General features: G+C 59.8%; 15 protein-coding genes and 1 riboswitch. Of the genes, 5 read left to right on the top strand and 10 right to left on the bottom strand.

Going from position 1 to position 16,267, the window contains the following annotated elements:
* Positions 1–87: 87 nt before the first annotated feature.
* Complete coding sequence (locus tag Q0U90_RS07055; protein ID WP_297452944.1) at positions 88–1,875, bottom strand: BCCT family transporter; 1,788 nt, start codon at positions 1,873–1,875, stop codon at positions 88–90.
* A 318-nt stretch (positions 1,876–2,193) separates the two neighbouring features.
* On the opposite strand from Q0U90_RS07055, the gene Q0U90_RS07050 reads away from it, so the two are divergent.
* Positions 2,194–2,508 (top strand): hypothetical protein, encoded by a 315-nt coding sequence (locus Q0U90_RS07050; protein ID WP_297452942.1) that lies wholly within the window; start codon positions 2,194–2,196, stop codon positions 2,506–2,508.
* Positions 2,509–2,544: 36 nt separating this feature from the next.
* Here the strand turns inward: Q0U90_RS07050 and Q0U90_RS07045 are convergent, their stop codons facing one another.
* The 4 genes from Q0U90_RS07045 to thiO all read right to left on the bottom strand — a co-directional run bounded on the left by Q0U90_RS07045 (position 2,545) and on the right by thiO (position 6,047).
* A complete protein-coding gene (locus Q0U90_RS07045; RefSeq protein WP_297452940.1) occupies positions 2,545–3,753 on the bottom strand; it encodes a ThiF family adenylyltransferase in 1,209 nt (402 codons plus the stop codon).
* On the bottom strand, positions 3,753–4,580 hold the full coding sequence (locus Q0U90_RS07040; RefSeq protein WP_297452954.1) for a thiazole synthase: 828 nt from the start codon (positions 4,578–4,580) through the stop codon (positions 3,753–3,755). The genes Q0U90_RS07045 and Q0U90_RS07040 overlap by 1 nt, the downstream gene beginning before the upstream one ends.
* A 29-nt stretch (positions 4,581–4,609) precedes the next feature.
* On the bottom strand, positions 4,610–4,843 hold the full coding sequence (gene thiS / locus Q0U90_RS07035; RefSeq protein ID WP_297452938.1) for a sulfur carrier protein ThiS: 234 nt from the start codon (positions 4,841–4,843) through the stop codon (positions 4,610–4,612).
* Between the two features lie 13 nt (positions 4,844–4,856).
* Positions 4,857–6,047: a glycine oxidase ThiO gene (gene thiO / locus Q0U90_RS07030; RefSeq protein ID WP_297452952.1), complete on the bottom strand. Its 1,191-nt coding sequence runs from the start codon at positions 6,045–6,047 to the stop codon at positions 4,857–4,859.
* Positions 6,040–6,162, bottom strand: a riboswitch (TPP riboswitch). (Overlaps the previous gene by 8 nt.)
* A gap of 70 nt (positions 6,163–6,232) precedes the next feature.
* Between thiO and Q0U90_RS07025 the strand changes: the two genes are divergently transcribed.
* On the top strand, positions 6,233–6,988 hold the full coding sequence (locus Q0U90_RS07025) for a thiamine phosphate synthase (RefSeq protein WP_297452937.1): 756 nt from the start codon (positions 6,233–6,235) through the stop codon (positions 6,986–6,988).
* A gap of 335 nt (positions 6,989–7,323) precedes the next feature.
* Here Q0U90_RS07025 and Q0U90_RS07020 read toward each other — a convergent pair whose 3' ends face one another.
* Both Q0U90_RS07020 and Q0U90_RS07015 read right to left on the bottom strand, forming a co-directional pair.
* The gene (locus Q0U90_RS07020) at positions 7,324–8,025 is read right to left on the bottom strand and encodes a TrkA family potassium uptake protein (protein ID WP_297452935.1); all 702 of its coding nucleotides are present in this window, start codon (positions 8,023–8,025) and stop codon (positions 7,324–7,326) included.
* Complete coding sequence (locus Q0U90_RS07015; RefSeq protein WP_297452933.1) at positions 8,018–9,448, bottom strand: potassium transporter TrkG; 1,431 nt, start codon at positions 9,446–9,448, stop codon at positions 8,018–8,020. The genes Q0U90_RS07020 and Q0U90_RS07015 overlap by 8 nt, the downstream gene beginning before the upstream one ends.
* Before the next feature lie 435 nt (positions 9,449–9,883).
* On the opposite strand from Q0U90_RS07015, the gene trpB reads away from it, so the two are divergent.
* Complete coding sequence (gene trpB / locus Q0U90_RS07010) at positions 9,884–11,209, top strand: tryptophan synthase subunit beta (RefSeq protein WP_297452931.1); 1,326 nt, start codon at positions 9,884–9,886, stop codon at positions 11,207–11,209.
* 30 nt (positions 11,210–11,239) lie between these two features.
* Here trpB and Q0U90_RS07005 read toward each other — a convergent pair whose 3' ends face one another.
* The 3 genes from Q0U90_RS07005 to purD all read right to left on the bottom strand — a co-directional run bounded on the left by Q0U90_RS07005 (position 11,240) and on the right by purD (position 14,856).
* Positions 11,240–11,395 carry a hypothetical protein gene (locus Q0U90_RS07005; RefSeq protein WP_297452929.1) on the bottom strand — a complete coding sequence of 52 codons (156 nt, stop codon included), beginning with the start codon at positions 11,393–11,395 and terminating at the stop codon, positions 11,240–11,242.
* Positions 11,396–12,235: 840 nt separating this feature from the next.
* Positions 12,236–13,456 carry an aminotransferase class I/II-fold pyridoxal phosphate-dependent enzyme gene (locus Q0U90_RS07000; RefSeq protein WP_297452926.1) on the bottom strand — a complete coding sequence of 407 codons (1,221 nt, stop codon included), beginning with the start codon at positions 13,454–13,456 and terminating at the stop codon, positions 12,236–12,238.
* 125 nt (positions 13,457–13,581) lie between these two features.
* Positions 13,582–14,856 carry a phosphoribosylamine--glycine ligase gene (purD, locus tag Q0U90_RS06995; protein ID WP_297452924.1) on the bottom strand — a complete coding sequence of 425 codons (1,275 nt, stop codon included), beginning with the start codon at positions 14,854–14,856 and terminating at the stop codon, positions 13,582–13,584.
* A 97-nt stretch (positions 14,857–14,953) separates the two neighbouring features.
* On the opposite strand from purD, the gene Q0U90_RS06990 reads away from it, so the two are divergent.
* Positions 14,954–15,376, top strand: coding sequence for an HIT family protein (locus Q0U90_RS06990; protein WP_297452922.1), 423 nt, complete (start codon positions 14,954–14,956; stop codon positions 15,374–15,376).
* Positions 15,377–15,546: 170 nt separating this feature from the next.
* Positions 15,547–16,266 (top strand): alpha/beta fold hydrolase, encoded by a 720-nt coding sequence (locus Q0U90_RS06985; protein ID WP_297452920.1) that lies wholly within the window; start codon positions 15,547–15,549, stop codon positions 16,264–16,266.
* Position 16,267 lies beyond the last annotated feature (1 nt).

The following is a 16,267-nucleotide window of genomic DNA, read 5'->3' as shown; positions in this document are numbered from 1 at the left end:
AGGCATAGTTCAATCCTTCCTTAGCTGAGGTAGGAACTAAACCCAGGACGCTTCACTCCAAAAAACTACTATGCCTTTTATCAGCTACTACTTATCGTCGCTGGACTTATCTCCCTCTGAGGTTCCAAATTCACCTTCGACAACGACATCGGACTGAATAACCAGACGTCCCTCTTCGTCGTGGGTGTATTCAAAGCGCGGCAGTTCATTGCCCTCTTCGTCATAGCCCGGCGCGGGCGCTGCTTCGTGCTTCTCCAGCTTCTCTGGAGTATCGGTCTTCTTCCACTGGCGGGTAACCGGCTTACGCACTGCCATGTGGTCATCGCTCATGCCCTTGACCAAGGAGTACATCATCACAAAGTGGAGGAAGAAGAACGGTACACCAATAACAATCACCGCAGACTGCAGCGCTTCCAGCGCGGTTTCGCCAGAGATAAGCAGCAGGGCGGCTGCCACAGCACCGATCATGACGCCCCACAGGACTCGGTAGAAGGTTGGTGCCTTGTTCTCCTCGCCGGTGGACATCATGTCCATCACCATCGACGCGGAGTCGATGGATGTGACGAAGAAAATCATGATTACAAAGAGCGCAAACACACTGACGAGCGTTGTCAGCGGATACTGCTCCAACAGGATAAAGAGCGCCGGCGAGGGATCTCCGCCTTCGACGACCGGTTCGGTCAGAATGCCCGGCTGCTCATTTTCCAGCTCAAAGCCTGCGCGGCCAAAGATAGAGAACCACAGAATAGACACGATGGTCGGCAGCGCAATCACACCGGCAATGAACTGACGCACGGTGCGGCCACGCGAAATACGGGCGACGAACATGCCCACAAACGGCGACCAACAAATCGTCCAGGCCCAGTAAAAGACCGTCCAGGCACCTTGCTTCCAATTCGGGTTGACATCGTAGGAGTCAGTCCAGAACATAACGCGTGGCAATGCATCCAAGTACACACCAGCCGTATCAACGGTCTGGCGCAGCAGCGTCAAGGTCGGGCCCATCAGCAGCACGAAGACCATCAGCCCCATTGCTGCCCAGATGTTGGCGTTGGACAGCACCTTGATGCCCTTGTCCAGGCCACGAGCCACAGAAATCGAGGCAATCACAATAATGATGGCGATTAGAATCAGCTGCACCATCGAGTTTTCCGGGGTACCAATTACACGAGCAGCACCGGAGTTAATCTGAAGCGCACCCATGCCTACCGATACCGCGATACCGACGACAGTACCGATGATGGCGACGGCGTCGATAAGCTTGCCAGGCCATGAGTAGATTCGGGTACCGAGCAGCGGCGCGAAGATGGAGGAAACGCGCGGTGGGAGGTGACGCTTATAGATGAAGTATCCCAGCGCGAGCCCCGGCAGCGCCATGATGACCCACATGTGAATACCCAGGTGGTAGATGGTAAATGCCATCGCGGTGTTCTGGGCCTCGCGGGTCATCGGGTCTTGGCCCAGCGGCGGGTTGTAGGCGTGATTCAACGGTTCCGCCACGCCCCAGAACATCAGCATGGAACCTGTACCGCCGGCAAAGAGCATGCCGAACCACTCGGCGATGGTGTACTCGGGCTCTTCGTCGTCATCGCCAAGCTGAATGCGTCCGTAGCGGGACACGAACAGGCCGATGAGGAAGATGAAGCTTACCGAGACACCACCAATGAACAGCCATCCCAAGTTAGACGTGACCCACTCGGAGGCGGCCGAGTAGGCATCCCGAGCGGTATCCCCCAGCACAACGGTCACCGCCACAAAGAGGACAATGAAACCCATCGCTGTTGAAAAGATCAACGGGTCGGTCGGAAGGTTCTTGAGAAAACCACCCGACTTCTTTGCTTGCTTGTTTACCTGTGGCGTTGTCGTAGATCCCATTGTCGGGGTCAGCGCCTTTCACTTCTAGACCATCTGCCCCAGTCACGGGGCAGCCCAGGAGTTTTCCCTCCCAAGACGTCTACTTACGTTACAGAAGGGCGTTCACTGTTTCGACAGTCTTGAGCATTTTCGCCACGCAATAGGTCTTCATCACGCTTTCACTTCCGCTTTTCGACGGATCTAGTTTTGCGGCCTAAACTTAGTCTTTATCCCTCACCGAAATTTTCCACCGCTTGCCTTTCCAGGTTGCCTGACAGAACAGGAAATACGATGGACCAACAGCCGGTAGATACCACATTGAAAAGTAATTCCACCCCGATGCAGTCAGATGAAACGCTAGCTTTTATTTTCAGTTTCATGCTGCTGGGCGCCTGGGTCCTCGGCCTGATTTTCATTGTTACCGCTGATGGCACAGGTGGGGATGAATCCTACTTCTTCGGCTTTAGCGCCATCTTCCTGTTTATCGGCGCATTTCTCTGCTCATTTGTTTTCATCCCGATTAATTTCATCATCGGAGCGCGGTGCAAGGAATCGGCCGAAGAAGCTAGAAAGCGACGTGGCCGCCAGATTCATGCGCTGCAGATTCCGGCTTTAATTTTCCCGGTTATCGTGGTCCTGCTCATGACGGGCTAATAACGGGCTCATGATGGGCTAGCTTGCAATAACCAATCAGGCCTCGGTGACATCCAGCCCCGCAGCATGCCAGGCCACAATGCCACCTGCGAGGTTGATGAGCACGGGGGTAGCTCCACTGCCAGCGTTCTCACTGTTCAGCAGTTCAATCGCCTGTTGCGAGCGCGCCCCCGAGTGGCAGTGGATGATGACTCGCTCTGCCTCACTTGCTGCACCGTCCGCTCCGCCGGCCACTCCACCAGCCTGTGCAAGTGCCTCATTCACCGCAGCCCAACCGCGGCTGCGAATCTCACCGAGGGGCACAAGCACCGATCCGTCAATGGCCGCCTCTGCATACTCTTCGGGCTCGCGCACATCAATCAGCGGCACCCCTTCGGCAATGAGCCCGCGTGCCGCATTGGGACCAACGCTGCGCGCACTCTGTTCCGAATCGTCTTCATCTTCCGACCACGATGCTGCACACACCTGCGCAATCTCGGTCAGGTCGGAAACGGGCTCGCGCTCCGGGTCGGCGGCAAAGGACAGGGTGCGGGTGGTTGCCTCCAGGGCGTCGATAAGCACGAGCTTGCCCACAGCGACCTTGCCTACCCCAGTGAGCACCTTGATTGCTTCGACGACCATCATGGAGCCGATTTGTCCGACCATGGCACCGAGAACTCCGCCTGCGGCGCACGACGGCACGGAGCCGGGGTCGGGGATGTCGGGGTAGAGATCGCGAAGCATGGGGCCGCGGCCCGGCCAGAAGACGGACAGTTGTCCTGCGAACTGCAGGATTGTGGCCCAGACCAGTGGCGTTCCGGTCAGTTCCGCGGTATCGGAAGATAGATAGCGCGTGGCAAAATTGTCCGCACCATCGAGCACCACATCGTGGGTGGCGAAGAGTTCCTCGGCATTGTCGACGCTCAACTTTCCGACAATAGCGGTTACTGATGCCTCGGAATCGAGGCGCCGAACAGCATCGGCGGCGGACTCGGCCTTCGGACGACCGATGTCGGACTCGCGGTGAATGACCTGGCGCTGCAGGTTCGACTCGTCGACCACGTCATCATCGATGATGGTGATGTGCCCGACCCCAGCACCGGCCAGGTACAGCAGCGCGGGAGAACCCAGCCCACCAGCGCCGATGACGAGGACGCGGGAGGCCCTCAAAATGCGCTGCCCCTCAGCGCCGAAGCCCGGCAGTGTTAGGTGCCGCGCGTACCGGCGCAGGTCGCGATCCGAAAGACTGACGCCGCGCTCCGCCATTACAGGGAGTCCTGCTCACGTGCGCCGCTGATGCGCTCGGTGATGATTCCCTCAAACGACGAGCTCGCCTGGGCCAGCCGACGCCGCGGGATGCGGCCCGACTCGCGAGCTGTGAGACCCGCTTCAACGCCGAAGCGCATCGCCATTGCCATGCCCACCGGATCGTGTGCACGGGTCACAGCGGAGGCCAGCAGCACTGCATCGCAGCCAAGCTCCATCGCCTGTGCTGCCTCGGACGCGGTACCGATGCCCGCGTCGAGGATGATGGGCACATTCGCGCGGTCCACAATCAGCTCGATGTTGTGCGGATTGAGAATGCCCAGGCCAGTGCCAATGGGCGAGCCCGCCGGCATGACCGCTGCGCAGCCCAGATCTTCCAGTCGCTTGGCCAGCGCCGGATCGTCATTGGTGTAGGCGAAAACGACAAAGTCGTCAGCCACCAGCTGCTCCGCAGCGTTGACCAGCTCGACGGGATCTGGCAGCAGCGTGTCCTCATCCGCGATGACTTCGAGTTTGAGCAGATTGGTCTCCAGCGCCTCGCGGGCCAACTGCGCAGTCAGCACCGCGTCACGAGCGGTATAGCACCCCGCGGTATTCGGCAGTGCCACGATGTTGTTGCGCTGCAGAATCTCAAAAACGTTCTGCTTCGTGCCGGGAGTAAAGCGGCGCATCGCCACCGTCGTCAGTTCGGTGCCCGAGGCCACCAGTGCGCGCTCCAGCGTATCCATGCTGGTCGCGCCGCCGGTTCCCATAATCAGGCGGGAGTTCAGCTCCAGCCCGCCAATGCGCAGTGGTTCGCGCGCGGTTTCGTTTCCTTGTGCGGACATATGTGCTTGTGCGGATTTCCCAGTCATCTCTAGCCTCCCTGAACTGCTGTCACGATGTCGATTGCACCTGCCACGGGCGTGGTCGCCCACTTGGCACGCGGAATCACCACGCCATTCACGGCCACTGCAATCCCCAGGCGGGTACCGTCCGCGGCAGTGCCGTCGTCGTTAAGCGCGTGCCCAGTGTGCTTTGCGACGAGATCTGCGACCATCTCCCCCTCATCCGGTGTGTAGCCTTCGCCATTGAGTGTTGTGGTGGACATAAACGAGCCTCCTCTAGTCGCTGAAGCGGAATGGGTTGACGGCGGAAAGAAGCGCCGGGTCGTTGTCATTTTCTCGACCGGCGACGACATCGGCCGTGAGATTGGAACCGATAGCCGTAAGCAGAATGCCGTGGCGGAAGTAGCCGGTGGATACGGTCAGGCCTGGAGCCACGCGACCAATCATGGGGACATCGTCCGGCGAGCCTGGCCGGGCGCGCGCGGTCATTTCGTAGATTTCGCAGTCGAGAATGCCCGGTACCAGCCTGTATGCGTCGCGGAGTAGCTGGTGGACGCCTTCGGCGGAGACGCCGGTCAGGTCATCTTCGCGGGAGGTGGCGCCGAGCACGACGGTGCCATCAGCGCGCGGAACGATATAGACCGGTCGCCCCTGCACCACACCCCGAATAGTGCGGGTGACCAGTGGCTGCAGGCGCTCCGGCACACGCAGTCGCAACACGTCCCCGTAGACCGGGCGCAGTGGCAGATTCAGATTCTCAGGCAGCCCCGCGATGTCAGCGGTGTTCAACCCCGCGGCCAGAATGACCTCATCGGCGAGGTAGTCATTGCCGTCCGCACCGCGCAGTCCGATGGCGCGGCGGGGGCCTTCATCGGAGGTGTAGATAACCTCTTCCGCGCGGCTGCGGATGACGCGGTCTCCCAGGATGGCCAGCAGCGCATCTGCGAGAAGACGGGGATTGACCTGGTGATCTCCCGGAATATCCACCGCGCCAACACAGCCCGGCCCGAGTGCCGGTTCTGCCCGGCGCGCCTCGGTAGCCGTGATGCGATTGATCTTCATGCCCATGTCGTGCTGCAGCTCAACGAGCTCGCTGAGTGTCTGCCGGTCGGCGGCATCGCCCGCACAAACAAACGTGGAGTTTTCGATATACCCGACATCCTGGCCCGATTCCTCAGCGATGGCCTTGGCAAAATCGCGGTAGAGCTTGCCCGATTCCACCATCAGCGGATACAGCGTCGGCTGATCCCATACAACCTCGGCCACCGGCGCCAGCATGCCGGCCGCGGCGAACGTTGCGCCGGAAACGGGCTGGTCATCGAGGACGGTCACCTCGAATCCCCGGTGGAGGAGCCTCCATGCCGTCGCTAAGCCGATAATGCCCGCGCCTGCGATAACAACACTTGACGACGTATCCCCTGTGCCACCCTCATTGGCCGAGGCAGCACCCACAGCGGCAGCATTCACTGCCATTCCTCCCTCCGGCGGCATAACCCGCATCAGGTATAAGCGGTCGGCGTTTTTCGCCCTCTCAGCCAGCGGCATCTCATCGATACCGAGTACGGCTCCCGCGGAAATTGGTACTCCCCCATCATATGACTTCCGGCTCACAGCCACGACACCGCATCCGCAACCTCGCCTAGCATGGGGCCATGAACGACTCCGCTGCCACCCGCGCAACACGACGCGCCCTGCTTGCCGACGCCCACCTCTACCTCTGCACCGACTCGCGCGCATCCCGCGGTGATCTACGCGAATTCCTGCACGCCTGTTATGAAGGCGGCACCGACATCATCCAGCTGCGTGACAAGAAGGTCGATACCCGCGACGAAATTGCCGCCGTAGAGGTCCTCGCCGAGGTCGCTGCCGAACACGGCAAACTCTTCGCTGTCAATGACCGCGCAGACATTGCCGCACTGACCGGTGCGGACATCCTGCATGTGGGACAGGAAGACCTCACGACCGAGCAGGCACGCCAGATCGTTGGCCCCGAGGTCCTCATCGGCCGGTCCAACCGCAATCTGGACATGTTCGCCGCCTCGCTTGCCGACGATGGCATCGATTACGCGGTAATCGGCCCGGTGTATGCCACCCCGACGAAGCCCGACCGCCAGCCTGTCGGAGTCGACATGGTCCGAGAGGCTGCTGCACTCGTGCGGCGAGTGCGCGCGCAGGGCTCGGCGGAATCACACCAGGATTCCGTGGCCGATATTGTGCGTCCACACGACCGCGGCGCTGGCGACCCGGTCAAGCCATGGTGGGCAATCGGTGGTATCAATGCCGAGACCGCCGGCGAAGTTATCGGCGCTGGTGCGGAACGCATTGTGGTGGTTCGCGCGCTGACTGAGGCGGCGAATCCGGAAGAGGCAGCGCGTGCCCTGCGCGCTGTGGTTGCGGGCGGTCGCTGAGTTTCCTGGGTCAAGTAGCAAAATGTGTGTCTGCTCGGCGTGTCGCTGGGTCGCCGGGTGGGCGCCATTTGCTGCTCGGCCCTACTTAGCCCCCAATGCGAGTTAGTGACTGCGTTTATGGCTGGCGGCGGTGGGACGATGCGAGTTACTGACCCCGCTTATAGCAAAAATGGCCAGAAAAATGGCTTGAAAGTGCTATAAACTCACACAGTTTCACATTTGCAGCCCGTTGAGCGGGGCGTAGACCCCGCCTTTCCACGCTGCACCTTCCACACTGTTGGTTGTTGATTTCCCATCGCGGCGGGCCCCGCGTGCGCGGACTCCACCGCTTGCCCCTACTCCCCGGCGAATGTCTCCAACTGTCGAATGGCGCCCGAGACAATCAGGAGGTCACCTGCGGTAATACGGTCGTCGGCAAGCGCAGGGCGGAAGCGCTGACCGCGCTTTTGCACGGCGACAACGGTAATTGGTGCGCTCTGATTGATTTCCGCGACGGTCTTATCCAGGCAGTGAAGCGGTGGCGCGACCTTGCCGACAGCGTAGTCGCGATCGAACTCCAGGAAGTCCTGGACCTTGCCGCCGATGAGGTGCGCAATACGACGACCGGTGTCGGCCTCCGGACGGATGACATGGTGCACACCAATTTGACCCAGAATTTTAGCGTGGGCCTGGTTATCGGCCTTTGCCCAAATCATGGGTACGCCCATGTCTACCAGCGCAGATGCGGTCAACAGCGATGCCTCGATGTCACTGCCAATGGCAATCACCACGCGTTCGGCCTCATCAACGCCGAGCTGCTTGAGGACCTCCGGCATGGTGGTGTCGGCGGCGACCACGTGGTCGAAAGTTGAGGACAGCTCCTGCACTACCTTCTCGCGGTGATCGACACACAGAACCTCGATACCGCCAGCGACCAGCTCCTCGCCGAGGGCCTGGCCGAAACGCCCCATCCCGAGAATGACAACTGGCGACGAGCTGGCCTGTTTGGAGAAATGCTCCGCGAAACCTGCAAACGGGTTGAATGTTGAGTTAGCCAATGAAGGGCCTTTCTTCCGGATATTCGTAGACGCGCTGGCGTGGGCGAGCGGCTAGGGCCGTCGCCAAGGCGATGGGGCCAACACGACCGGTGAACATCAGCACGATGAAGATTGCCTGTGCCGCCACGGGCAGGTCAGCGGTGATGCCGGTGGACAGGCCTACCGTGGCAAAGGCACTGACCACTTCAAAAAGGATTTGGTCAGTAGAAAACTGTGGCGCCAAGAAACTGACTGCGATTACTGCCAGGAAAACCTGGCCAATACCGAACGCGAGGACGACGAGCGCCTGGCGCAGCACTTTGGGGTTGAGGCGCCGCCGAGCCACAGACACAGAGGTATCACCGCGAATCTCAGCGAGAACGGCGGCGAGAATGACTGCCGACGTAGTGATTTTCACGCCACCTGCAGTGCCGCCGGTGCCGCCACCAATGAACATGAGGAAGTCGGTGCCCAGCAGTGTCGATGGGTGGAAATCTGCATAATCGAGCGCATTGAAACCAGCCGTTCGCGGGCTGACACCGGCAAAGAATGCGTTTAATAACTTCTCCCCTGCGGAGAGTCCAGTCATGGCATTGGACCACTCGCCGAATGCCACCATGAGCGTGCCCAAGGCAATGAGCAAGATGGTGCCTTTAATGGTGAAGCGAGAGGTTAGCGACCAGCGCTTCGGCAGCTGTCCACGGGTGCGAACGCTGAACCACGCTTTGACGTGCCGCCAGATCTCAAGCAAAACAGGAAAGCCCAAACCACCAATGATTAGAGCGAAGGCCAGCGGCAAGAGCACCCAGGCATCGCTGCGAAAACCAATGACGTTGTCGGTGTACAGAGCAAACCCGGCATTGTTGAAGCCGGAGATGGCATGGAACACGCCCTCCCAGGCAGCTCTCCCCCAGCCGTACTCATAACCGAAGTGGAACCGCAGCGTTAGTACCACTGCTACAACGAACTCCACCAGCAGAGTGAAGCTGACAGCAGCACGGACAACCCATGAGATTTCCCCCATGTCCATACCGCGACCTTCGACGCGCGCACCCGCGCGACGGTTAAGGCCGAGCCGTCCTGCTACGAAGAGACCAAAGAGTGAAGCCAAGGTCATGAATCCGAGACCACCCAGCTGAATCAACAGCATGATGACGACCTTGCCGAAGGTTGACCAGTGAGTGGCCGTATCCACGGTAATCAGGCCCGTCAGGCTTGTTGCCGAGGTGGCTGTGAACAGCGCATCGGATAGCGCCGTGGGCAGGCACAGATTCCCGGGGCTCGGGGCGCACTGCCCCTCGGGATTCCTATCGGCGGCCGAAATCGGCAGCATTAACAAAACCGTGCCAACGGTTATGAGGGCGGCATAACACCACACCACCAGCGTCGTGGGACGAACTCCCCGGCGTGACTTGGCGTGCTGCCGCGACAGCGTAATCACCATCGGAACGTTAGTCCCCGCAGCCAGTGGTGTCGAGAGAAATCGTGGAAATTCCCCTCAGGCAGTACCCGACTTATAGGGGAACCGCCTTACGCCCTAGACACAGTTGAGACGCTTCTGTAAGCAACCTGTGCCCAACCTCGCCCCCATGCCCTACCCCGCTTTGGCCGCTAGGGAAACCATGGGTTATTGTCATTTCCATGATGACACCCCTGATGAACACACCCGCGCCAAGCGGCGCACAGTGGTGGTGGCTCGCCTAAGTCCGCGAGCAACGTCACGTCATCTCATTAGTGTCGACGGCAAACCCGTCAAGTACGAGCTCGCAAGAAGATAAATCTGGCGGGCTCTTTTCTTTTATCGGTTCGAGACTTTTATCAGTTCGAGAAAAGAACCAGGGCCCGCTGAAATAAACAACAGCAACGAAAGGCCCTTCCAATGACTAATTTCAACCCCAGCGCGGATGCCATCGCCAAGGCTGCGGCACCGACTGCAACCAGGGTTCCGTCGTCAAGCGTTGATGGTGCGGGTGAGGTGCGCGAAACCCTCCTACCCGCATTTTTCGGTCGTTTCGGCGGACAGGAAGTGCCGGAGTTTCTGCTGCCGGCACTCGATGAGCTGGAAGCGGCTTACATCGAGGCAATGAGCGATCCGGAGTTCCTGCGTGAGCTGGAGGAGCTGCGTCGCGATTTCCTCGGCCGCGCGACTCCGCTGTTCGAATGCCGTCGCCTCTCCACGCCGAACACGACGATTGTACTCAAGCGCGAGGACTTGAACCACGGCGGCGCGCACAAGGGCAACAACGTGGTCGGCCAGGCACTGCTGGCAAAGCGCATGGGAAAAACCCGCCTCATCGCTGAGACGGGTGCAGGCCAGCACGGCACGGCCACCGCAATGGCCGCTGCGCTGCTGGGACTCGAGTGCGAGGTTTACATGGGCGCACACGACGTCGCCCGCCAGCACCCCAATGTCGAGCGCATGGAGCTGATGGGCGCAAAGGTTGTTCCCGTCACCACCGGCGACGCTGGTTTGAAGGATGCTATTGACGAGGCGCTGGTCGAGTGGAGCAAGACTCTCGACTCCACCTTCTACCTGCTGGGCACCGCCGCCGGCCCGCACCCATTCCCAACCATCGTGCGTGAATTCCAGCAGGTTATTTCAAAGGAATCGCGCAGCCAGATGGTCGAGCGTTACGGCAAGCTTCCCGACGCTGTCATCGCGGCCGTCGGTGGCGGCTCGAATGCCATTGGCGCATTTGCCAACTACATCGATGATTCCGATGTCGCTCTGATTGGCGTCGAACCCGCAGGTGAGGGCCTCGACACCGACCGTCACGGCGCGCCCATCAACGCGGGCAAGACTGGCGTCCTTCACGGAATGCGCTCATTTGTCATGCTTTCCGACGACGGCGAGGTGTTGCCATCGCACTCCATCTCGGCAGGCTTGGATTACCCGTCCGTTGGCCCGGAGCACGGCATGCTGAAGGAGAATGGCCGCGCCAGCTATGTCGGAATTACCGACGAGGAGGCGCTGGAGGCATTCCAGCTTCTCAGCCGCACGGAGGGCATTATTCCGGCGATGGAATCCTCCCATGCGCTGGCGCAGGCCATTAAGATTGCGCGACTCCGTGAAACTGACCCTGCTGCGGGTAGCGAGCTTGGGCTTCCGGTCCACGAGGACGATGAGCCTTTACTGTTGCTCGTGAACCTGTCGGGTCGCGGCGATAAGGATATGGAGCAGGTCCGGGAATTCCTGAACCAGTAGGGATTCCTGAACCAGTAGGGATTGTGTCTGTTAAGCAGCGCGGCGATCGTCGGCGGCGATGCCCTGCTTCGGGTTCGCCTCCACGATGGCTTCGGCAAGCAGCGCTGCCAGCGCATCCTGCTTGGATTCCTTGCCGTCGGTGAAAATCGGGGACACAGTATCCATAATCTCGTTGAATGCGTTCATCAGAGGTCACCTCTCTTAAGATCTTCTCGATCTTGATTGTTGGACTTCTCCAATCGATTCTTTGCGATCTCGCAGTTAAAACTGTTGTTTCAACGAACCGTTTGGAACTTATGGTTTGCAACCGTAGACCACAACACACGACCTGGCAAGCGTAAAAGTTTCTTTTTAGTTAACCTACCGTTAACTTTCAGGCGCTTTTTGGTTCACTATTGAACCTTTGGATATGGCCCCGACACCGCTTCCCCACCGCAGTCCCACGATCTCCGGCAATGGCTTCAAGAATCCAACTTTTCCACGATTGGAAGCTACGCGCGGAGGTTTCTTTCTATCGGACGGAAACCAACCGCCCAGGACTGCACCACAGTCTCCGCTGAATGTGCGTTACAAATGATGCCCAACCCCCACCCTAAACAGGGCCACCCCTCGCGTTTTGGTAGCCGGCTCCAGACCTAGGACGGAACGCAAAACATCTAACTACCAGTACTTATACCGCGCTGTCAGTATTGGCAATTGACCCCTGTATAGCCACGCCACCTAGCGAGGCACTCCACATACACCCCGCTGATATCGACGGGTGCGAACACCTCCGCGGAGTCATTAGTTCCGAGCGTTTCCCCTACCTGCCCCCACTTGCCCACCAACTGAAAGCTGCAAGAAATAGAGCGTTTCGCACCACCTCAAAACTAGGCGCGAACCAGCTCAGCGATCACCCCCTATCAGCTCATGTGAAGCACCAGCACGCGCCTTCACATTCCCCATCCCAACCAGCTAAATAACATCCCCCAAAAGGGTGATGCAAATCACACTTTATGAGCCGCTGACTACCGCTCGCAGCCGCCTTTAACTACGCCCGGTGAACTCCCCAATACGCCTGACAGCCTCCTCCATCTCGGATGTCTCACCGGCGAAGCAGAGACGAACCCACTCATGGCCGTTCTCAGTGTCAAAGTCGATGCCGGGAGCAACGGCCACGCCTGTTGCGGCCAACAATTCCCGCGCCCACACCATGGAGTCGACGGAGCTCGGGTCGTCGTAAAGCCCTGCGATATTGGCGTACACGTAGAACCCACCGTCGGGCGGGGCGATGTTGCCGAGTCCAACGCGCGGTAGTCCTTCGAGCAGGACATCGCGGTTGCGTGCGTAGCGCGTCACGTGCGAATTCAGCTCGGCGATGGATTCAGGGCTGAACGCCTCCACCGCCGCAGCCTGCGAGATTGCCGGCGGACAGACAGTGAGGTTGGCTTCGAGGCGATCCAGGGGTGCTCGCAGCCACTCCGGCACGATGAGCCAGCCGACGCGCCAACCGGTCATCGAGAAGTACTTACTGACACTGCCGACCACGATCGCAGCATCGGAGAACTCGCGTGCCGACGCACACTTTCGCCCATAGGTGATGCCGTGGTAAATCTCGTCGGAAATAAGCAGGCAACCGTGCTGCTCACACCACTTTGCAATGGCGCGAAGCTCCTCGGCATCGATGATGGTGCCCGTGGGGTTATCCGGGCTAGTGACAATCACAGCCTTGGGCACGCGCGGAAGTGCCTCCAGGTGCTGGGCGGTGAGCTGGAAACGGGTCTCTGGGCCACAGTCGATTTCAACAATGTTGGCGCCGAGTGCCTGCAGAGTATTGCGGTACGCGGGATATCCCGGGCGCGCCAGCACGATGTCATCGCCGACGTCGAGCGCTGCGAGGAAGAGCGCCACGAAACCACCGGAAGAACCTGTAGTGATGACAACATCAGCGGCTTCCGTCGCCGTGCCGTAATTCTCACGATGCCAGGCGGCGATGGTTTCACGCAGCTCAGGCGTGCCGACGGCCGCAGTGTAGCCCAGAACTTGATTCTCCAAATCAGCACGTGCACGGGCAATTGCGGCAGCCGGGGCCGCGGTTGCGGGCTGCCCCACGCACAGGAAGAGAGCGTCGCCGTGAGTGCGCTGACGCTCCTGCGCGGCAGCGAGAACATCCATCACGTGGAAGGGTGCGACCTCGCTGCGGAGGGATGCTAGGTCGCGCTGCGGTGGTTGCGGTGACTGCGGTGCTTGCGGTGATTCGGCGTGCATACCTTCATCTTTGCAGCCGCGGAGACCACCCGGGAAATCTAGCTTGTCCCCGGGTGGGGCGATCTGGGGAGATTGGCCGGTTACTGACGCACTCCCCAGGGCGGTCTAGCGTCTTACCGCACTACTTAAATGGAAATGCGCCCCTCAACCGCAGGCAGTGCAATGTCGGTGCGATAGTGCGAGCCCTCGAGCTTAATGGTCTTGATGGTCTCGTACGCCTTGTCGCGGGCCTCTTCCAGCGTGTCGCCAACACCAATGACGTTGAGCACACGACCACCAGCGGAAACCAGCTCCCCTGCGGCGTTGCGGGCAGTGCCCGCGTGGAGAATGCCATCTGCCTCACGGCCAGGCTCTGCACCTTCGATGACATCGCCCGTGCGGGTCGACACCGGGTAGCCTTCGGCTGCCAGCACAACAGTCAGAGCGTAGCCATCACGCCAGGACAGCGGACCAAACTCCGCCAATGTGCCGGTAGCAGCAGCGTTGAGCAGCTGAGCTACCGGAGATTCCAGCAACGCGAGTACGGCCTGGGTCTCTGGGTCACCAAAACGACAGTTGAACTCAATGACAGCCGGGCCGTCCTCGCCCCAGGCCAGGCCTGCATACAGCAGACCCTGGAATGGGCAGCCACGAGCGGCCATTTCCCGAGCGACCGGCTCGCAGACCTCGGTGACAATGCGCTCAGTTGCGCCTTCCGGCAACCAGGACAGCGGGCTGTAAGCACCCATGCCGCCGGTGTTCGGACCTTCGTCGTTGTTGCCGACGCGCTTGTGGTCTTGCGCTGGCAGCAGCGGAACGACGGTTTCACCGTCAACCAGGCAGAATAGGGACACTTCCGGACCGCCCAGGAAGGACTCCAGGAGCACCGGGTTGCCGGCAGCCAATACAGCCTTGGCGTGCTCAAGAGCCTCAGCGCGGTCCTTGGTGACCACTACGCCCTTACCAGCAGCCAGCCCGTCATCCTTCACGACCCAATTCGGGCCAAAGCGGTCAATAGCTGCCTCGATGTCCTCATCGGAAGCCTCTGGCTGGATAGCCTCTGCCGAGGCGGTCTTCACCCCAGCTGCCTTCATGACATCCTTGGCGAAAGCCTTGGACCCCTCAATCCGAGCCGCATCGGCATTCGGGCCAAAGACTGCGAAGCCGGCGTCACGCAGTGCGTCCGCCACACCCGCGACCAGCGGAACCTCTGGGCCGATGACAACCAAATCGGCCTCGATTTCCTTGGCCAGCGCAACAGCGCCAGCGGGGTCATCCACGATCAGGGGATGCATGGTTGCAATCTCACTCATACCCGCATTACCAGGGGCTACGTGAAGATCCGTAGCCTGCGGGTCCTTACTCATTGCGTACAACAGGGCGTGCTCACGGGCACCGGAGCCAATTACGAGGATGCGCATAGCCAACATCTTACTAATCAGCCCGGATAACTCTCATCGAGCCCAACCCCAACACCGGAGCCAACCCCCAATCCGCCATTCGGGTTACCCTTGGCACATGAGCACAGTATTTACCAAAATCATCAACGGTGAACTCCCAGGTCGTTTCGTCTACCGCGATGACAGCGTCGTCGCTTTTCTGACCATCGAGCCAATCGCACCTGGTCACACGCTGGTCGTTCCTATTGAAGAGGTGGACAAGTGGACTGACGCTTCGCCTGAGCTGTGGGCTCATCTCAATGAGGTCGCACAGAAGGTCGGCCAGGCTGTTGTCTCCGCTTTTGACGCTCCACGCGCGGGTTACCTCATCGCCGGCTTCGAGGTTCCGCACACCCACATCCACATCTTCCCGGCGCACGACATGTCCGGATACAACCTACAGTCGGTCGATCGCAATCCTTCTGCCGAGTCCATGGATGAGGCCGCCGCTAAGCTGCGGGAAGCTCTCGGCACTGATGAAAATGGAAAGTTGGTGCGCTGATCGACGCGTCAAAGCAGGATTTTCACGACGAGCAGCCACCGGTAGCCCCTACTCCTAAGCCGCAGGAATCAGAAGCACAGAAACCGGTCGCAGCTGAAGAATCACCGCCACTCCCCTATGCCATCTTCCGTCCGCTACGCGGTGTTTTCGAAGATTACTGGGGAGCCGAAGTGTCCAGGTCTCGGCCGTGGCCAGTCATCCTTCTCCACGGAACGGGCCAGGTCAAAGGCATTTGGGAGACCCTCGGTAACCAATTGCGGGAAGATGGCTGGGCGGTCTTCGCGCCGGATTTCGGGCACCGTGCGACGGACCCCATCGATGAATCCATCGATATGCTCGTGCCCTACATAAAGGCTGTCCTGCACGCGACCGGCGCCAAGCACGCCGTTATCGTGGGGCACTCGCAAGGTGGCTTAATTGCCACCCTGCTTTCTCTGCGCATTCCCAAGCACATCAAGCATGTCGTCTGCCTTGCTGCCCCCAATCACGGCACCAACTTGGGCGGCATCGCTTCCGGCATCACTAAGATTCCCGGCACAAAGTCACTGATGAGCAACTTTGTTCAGAGCTATTGGGGTGTTTCCGGCTTGGAACAGCTCACGGGTTCAAAGATGGTGTTGAACGCTAATTCCCACGATATTCTCGGCCCGGGTGTTACTTACACCTGTATTGCCACCAAGTATGACCAGCTCATTTCCCCGCCACAGTCCTGCTTCTTGGATGATGGCGGCACCGACATGGTCACCAACCTCTACGTGCAGGACACGTTCCCTCAAGCCATCGTTTTGCACGAGCAAATGGCGCACGATTGGCGCCCCCGCGCGCTTACCCGCGAGGCACTGTTCAAACTGGTAGGCGAGGATTTTGACCCGACCGAGCACGCAGAATAGT

The organism is uncultured Corynebacterium sp., assembly GCF_946998835.1.
Classification (GTDB): domain Bacteria; phylum Actinomycetota; class Actinomycetes; order Mycobacteriales; family Mycobacteriaceae; genus Corynebacterium.
This window is presented reverse-complemented; position numbering and strand designations above follow the sequence as displayed.

What these genes read in the sequence shown, in the direction of transcription:
- Q0U90_RS07055 (WP_297452944.1), bottom strand. Translation starts at nt 1,875, where the DNA reads ATGGGATCTACGACAACGCCACAGGTAAACAAGCAAGCAAAGAAGTCG.
- Q0U90_RS07050 (WP_297452942.1), top strand. Translation starts at nt 2,194, where the DNA reads ATGCAGTCAGATGAAACGCTAGCTTTTATTTTCAGTTTCATGCTGCTG.
- Q0U90_RS07045 (WP_297452940.1), bottom strand. Translation starts at nt 3,753, where the DNA reads ATGGCGGAGCGCGGCGTCAGTCTTTCGGATCGCGACCTGCGCCGGTAC.
- Q0U90_RS07040 (WP_297452954.1), bottom strand. Translation starts at nt 4,580, where the DNA reads ATGTCCGCACAAGGAAACGAAACCGCGCGCGAACCACTGCGCATTGGC.
- thiS (WP_297452938.1), bottom strand. Translation starts at nt 4,843, where the DNA reads ATGTCCACCACAACACTCAATGGCGAAGGCTACACACCGGATGAGGGG.
- Q0U90_RS07025 (WP_297452937.1), top strand. Translation starts at nt 6,233, where the DNA reads ATGAACGACTCCGCTGCCACCCGCGCAACACGACGCGCCCTGCTTGCC.
- Q0U90_RS07015 (WP_297452933.1), bottom strand. Translation starts at nt 9,448, where the DNA reads ATGGTGATTACGCTGTCGCGGCAGCACGCCAAGTCACGCCGGGGAGTT.
- trpB (WP_297452931.1), top strand. Translation starts at nt 9,884, where the DNA reads ATGACTAATTTCAACCCCAGCGCGGATGCCATCGCCAAGGCTGCGGCA.
- Q0U90_RS07005 (WP_297452929.1), bottom strand. Translation starts at nt 11,395, where the DNA reads ATGAACGCATTCAACGAGATTATGGATACTGTGTCCCCGATTTTCACC.
- Q0U90_RS07000 (WP_297452926.1), bottom strand. Translation starts at nt 13,456, where the DNA reads ATGCACGCCGAATCACCGCAAGCACCGCAGTCACCGCAACCACCGCAG.
- purD (WP_297452924.1), bottom strand. Translation starts at nt 14,856, where the DNA reads ATGCGCATCCTCGTAATTGGCTCCGGTGCCCGTGAGCACGCCCTGTTG.
- Q0U90_RS06990 (WP_297452922.1), top strand. Translation starts at nt 14,954, where the DNA reads ATGAGCACAGTATTTACCAAAATCATCAACGGTGAACTCCCAGGTCGT.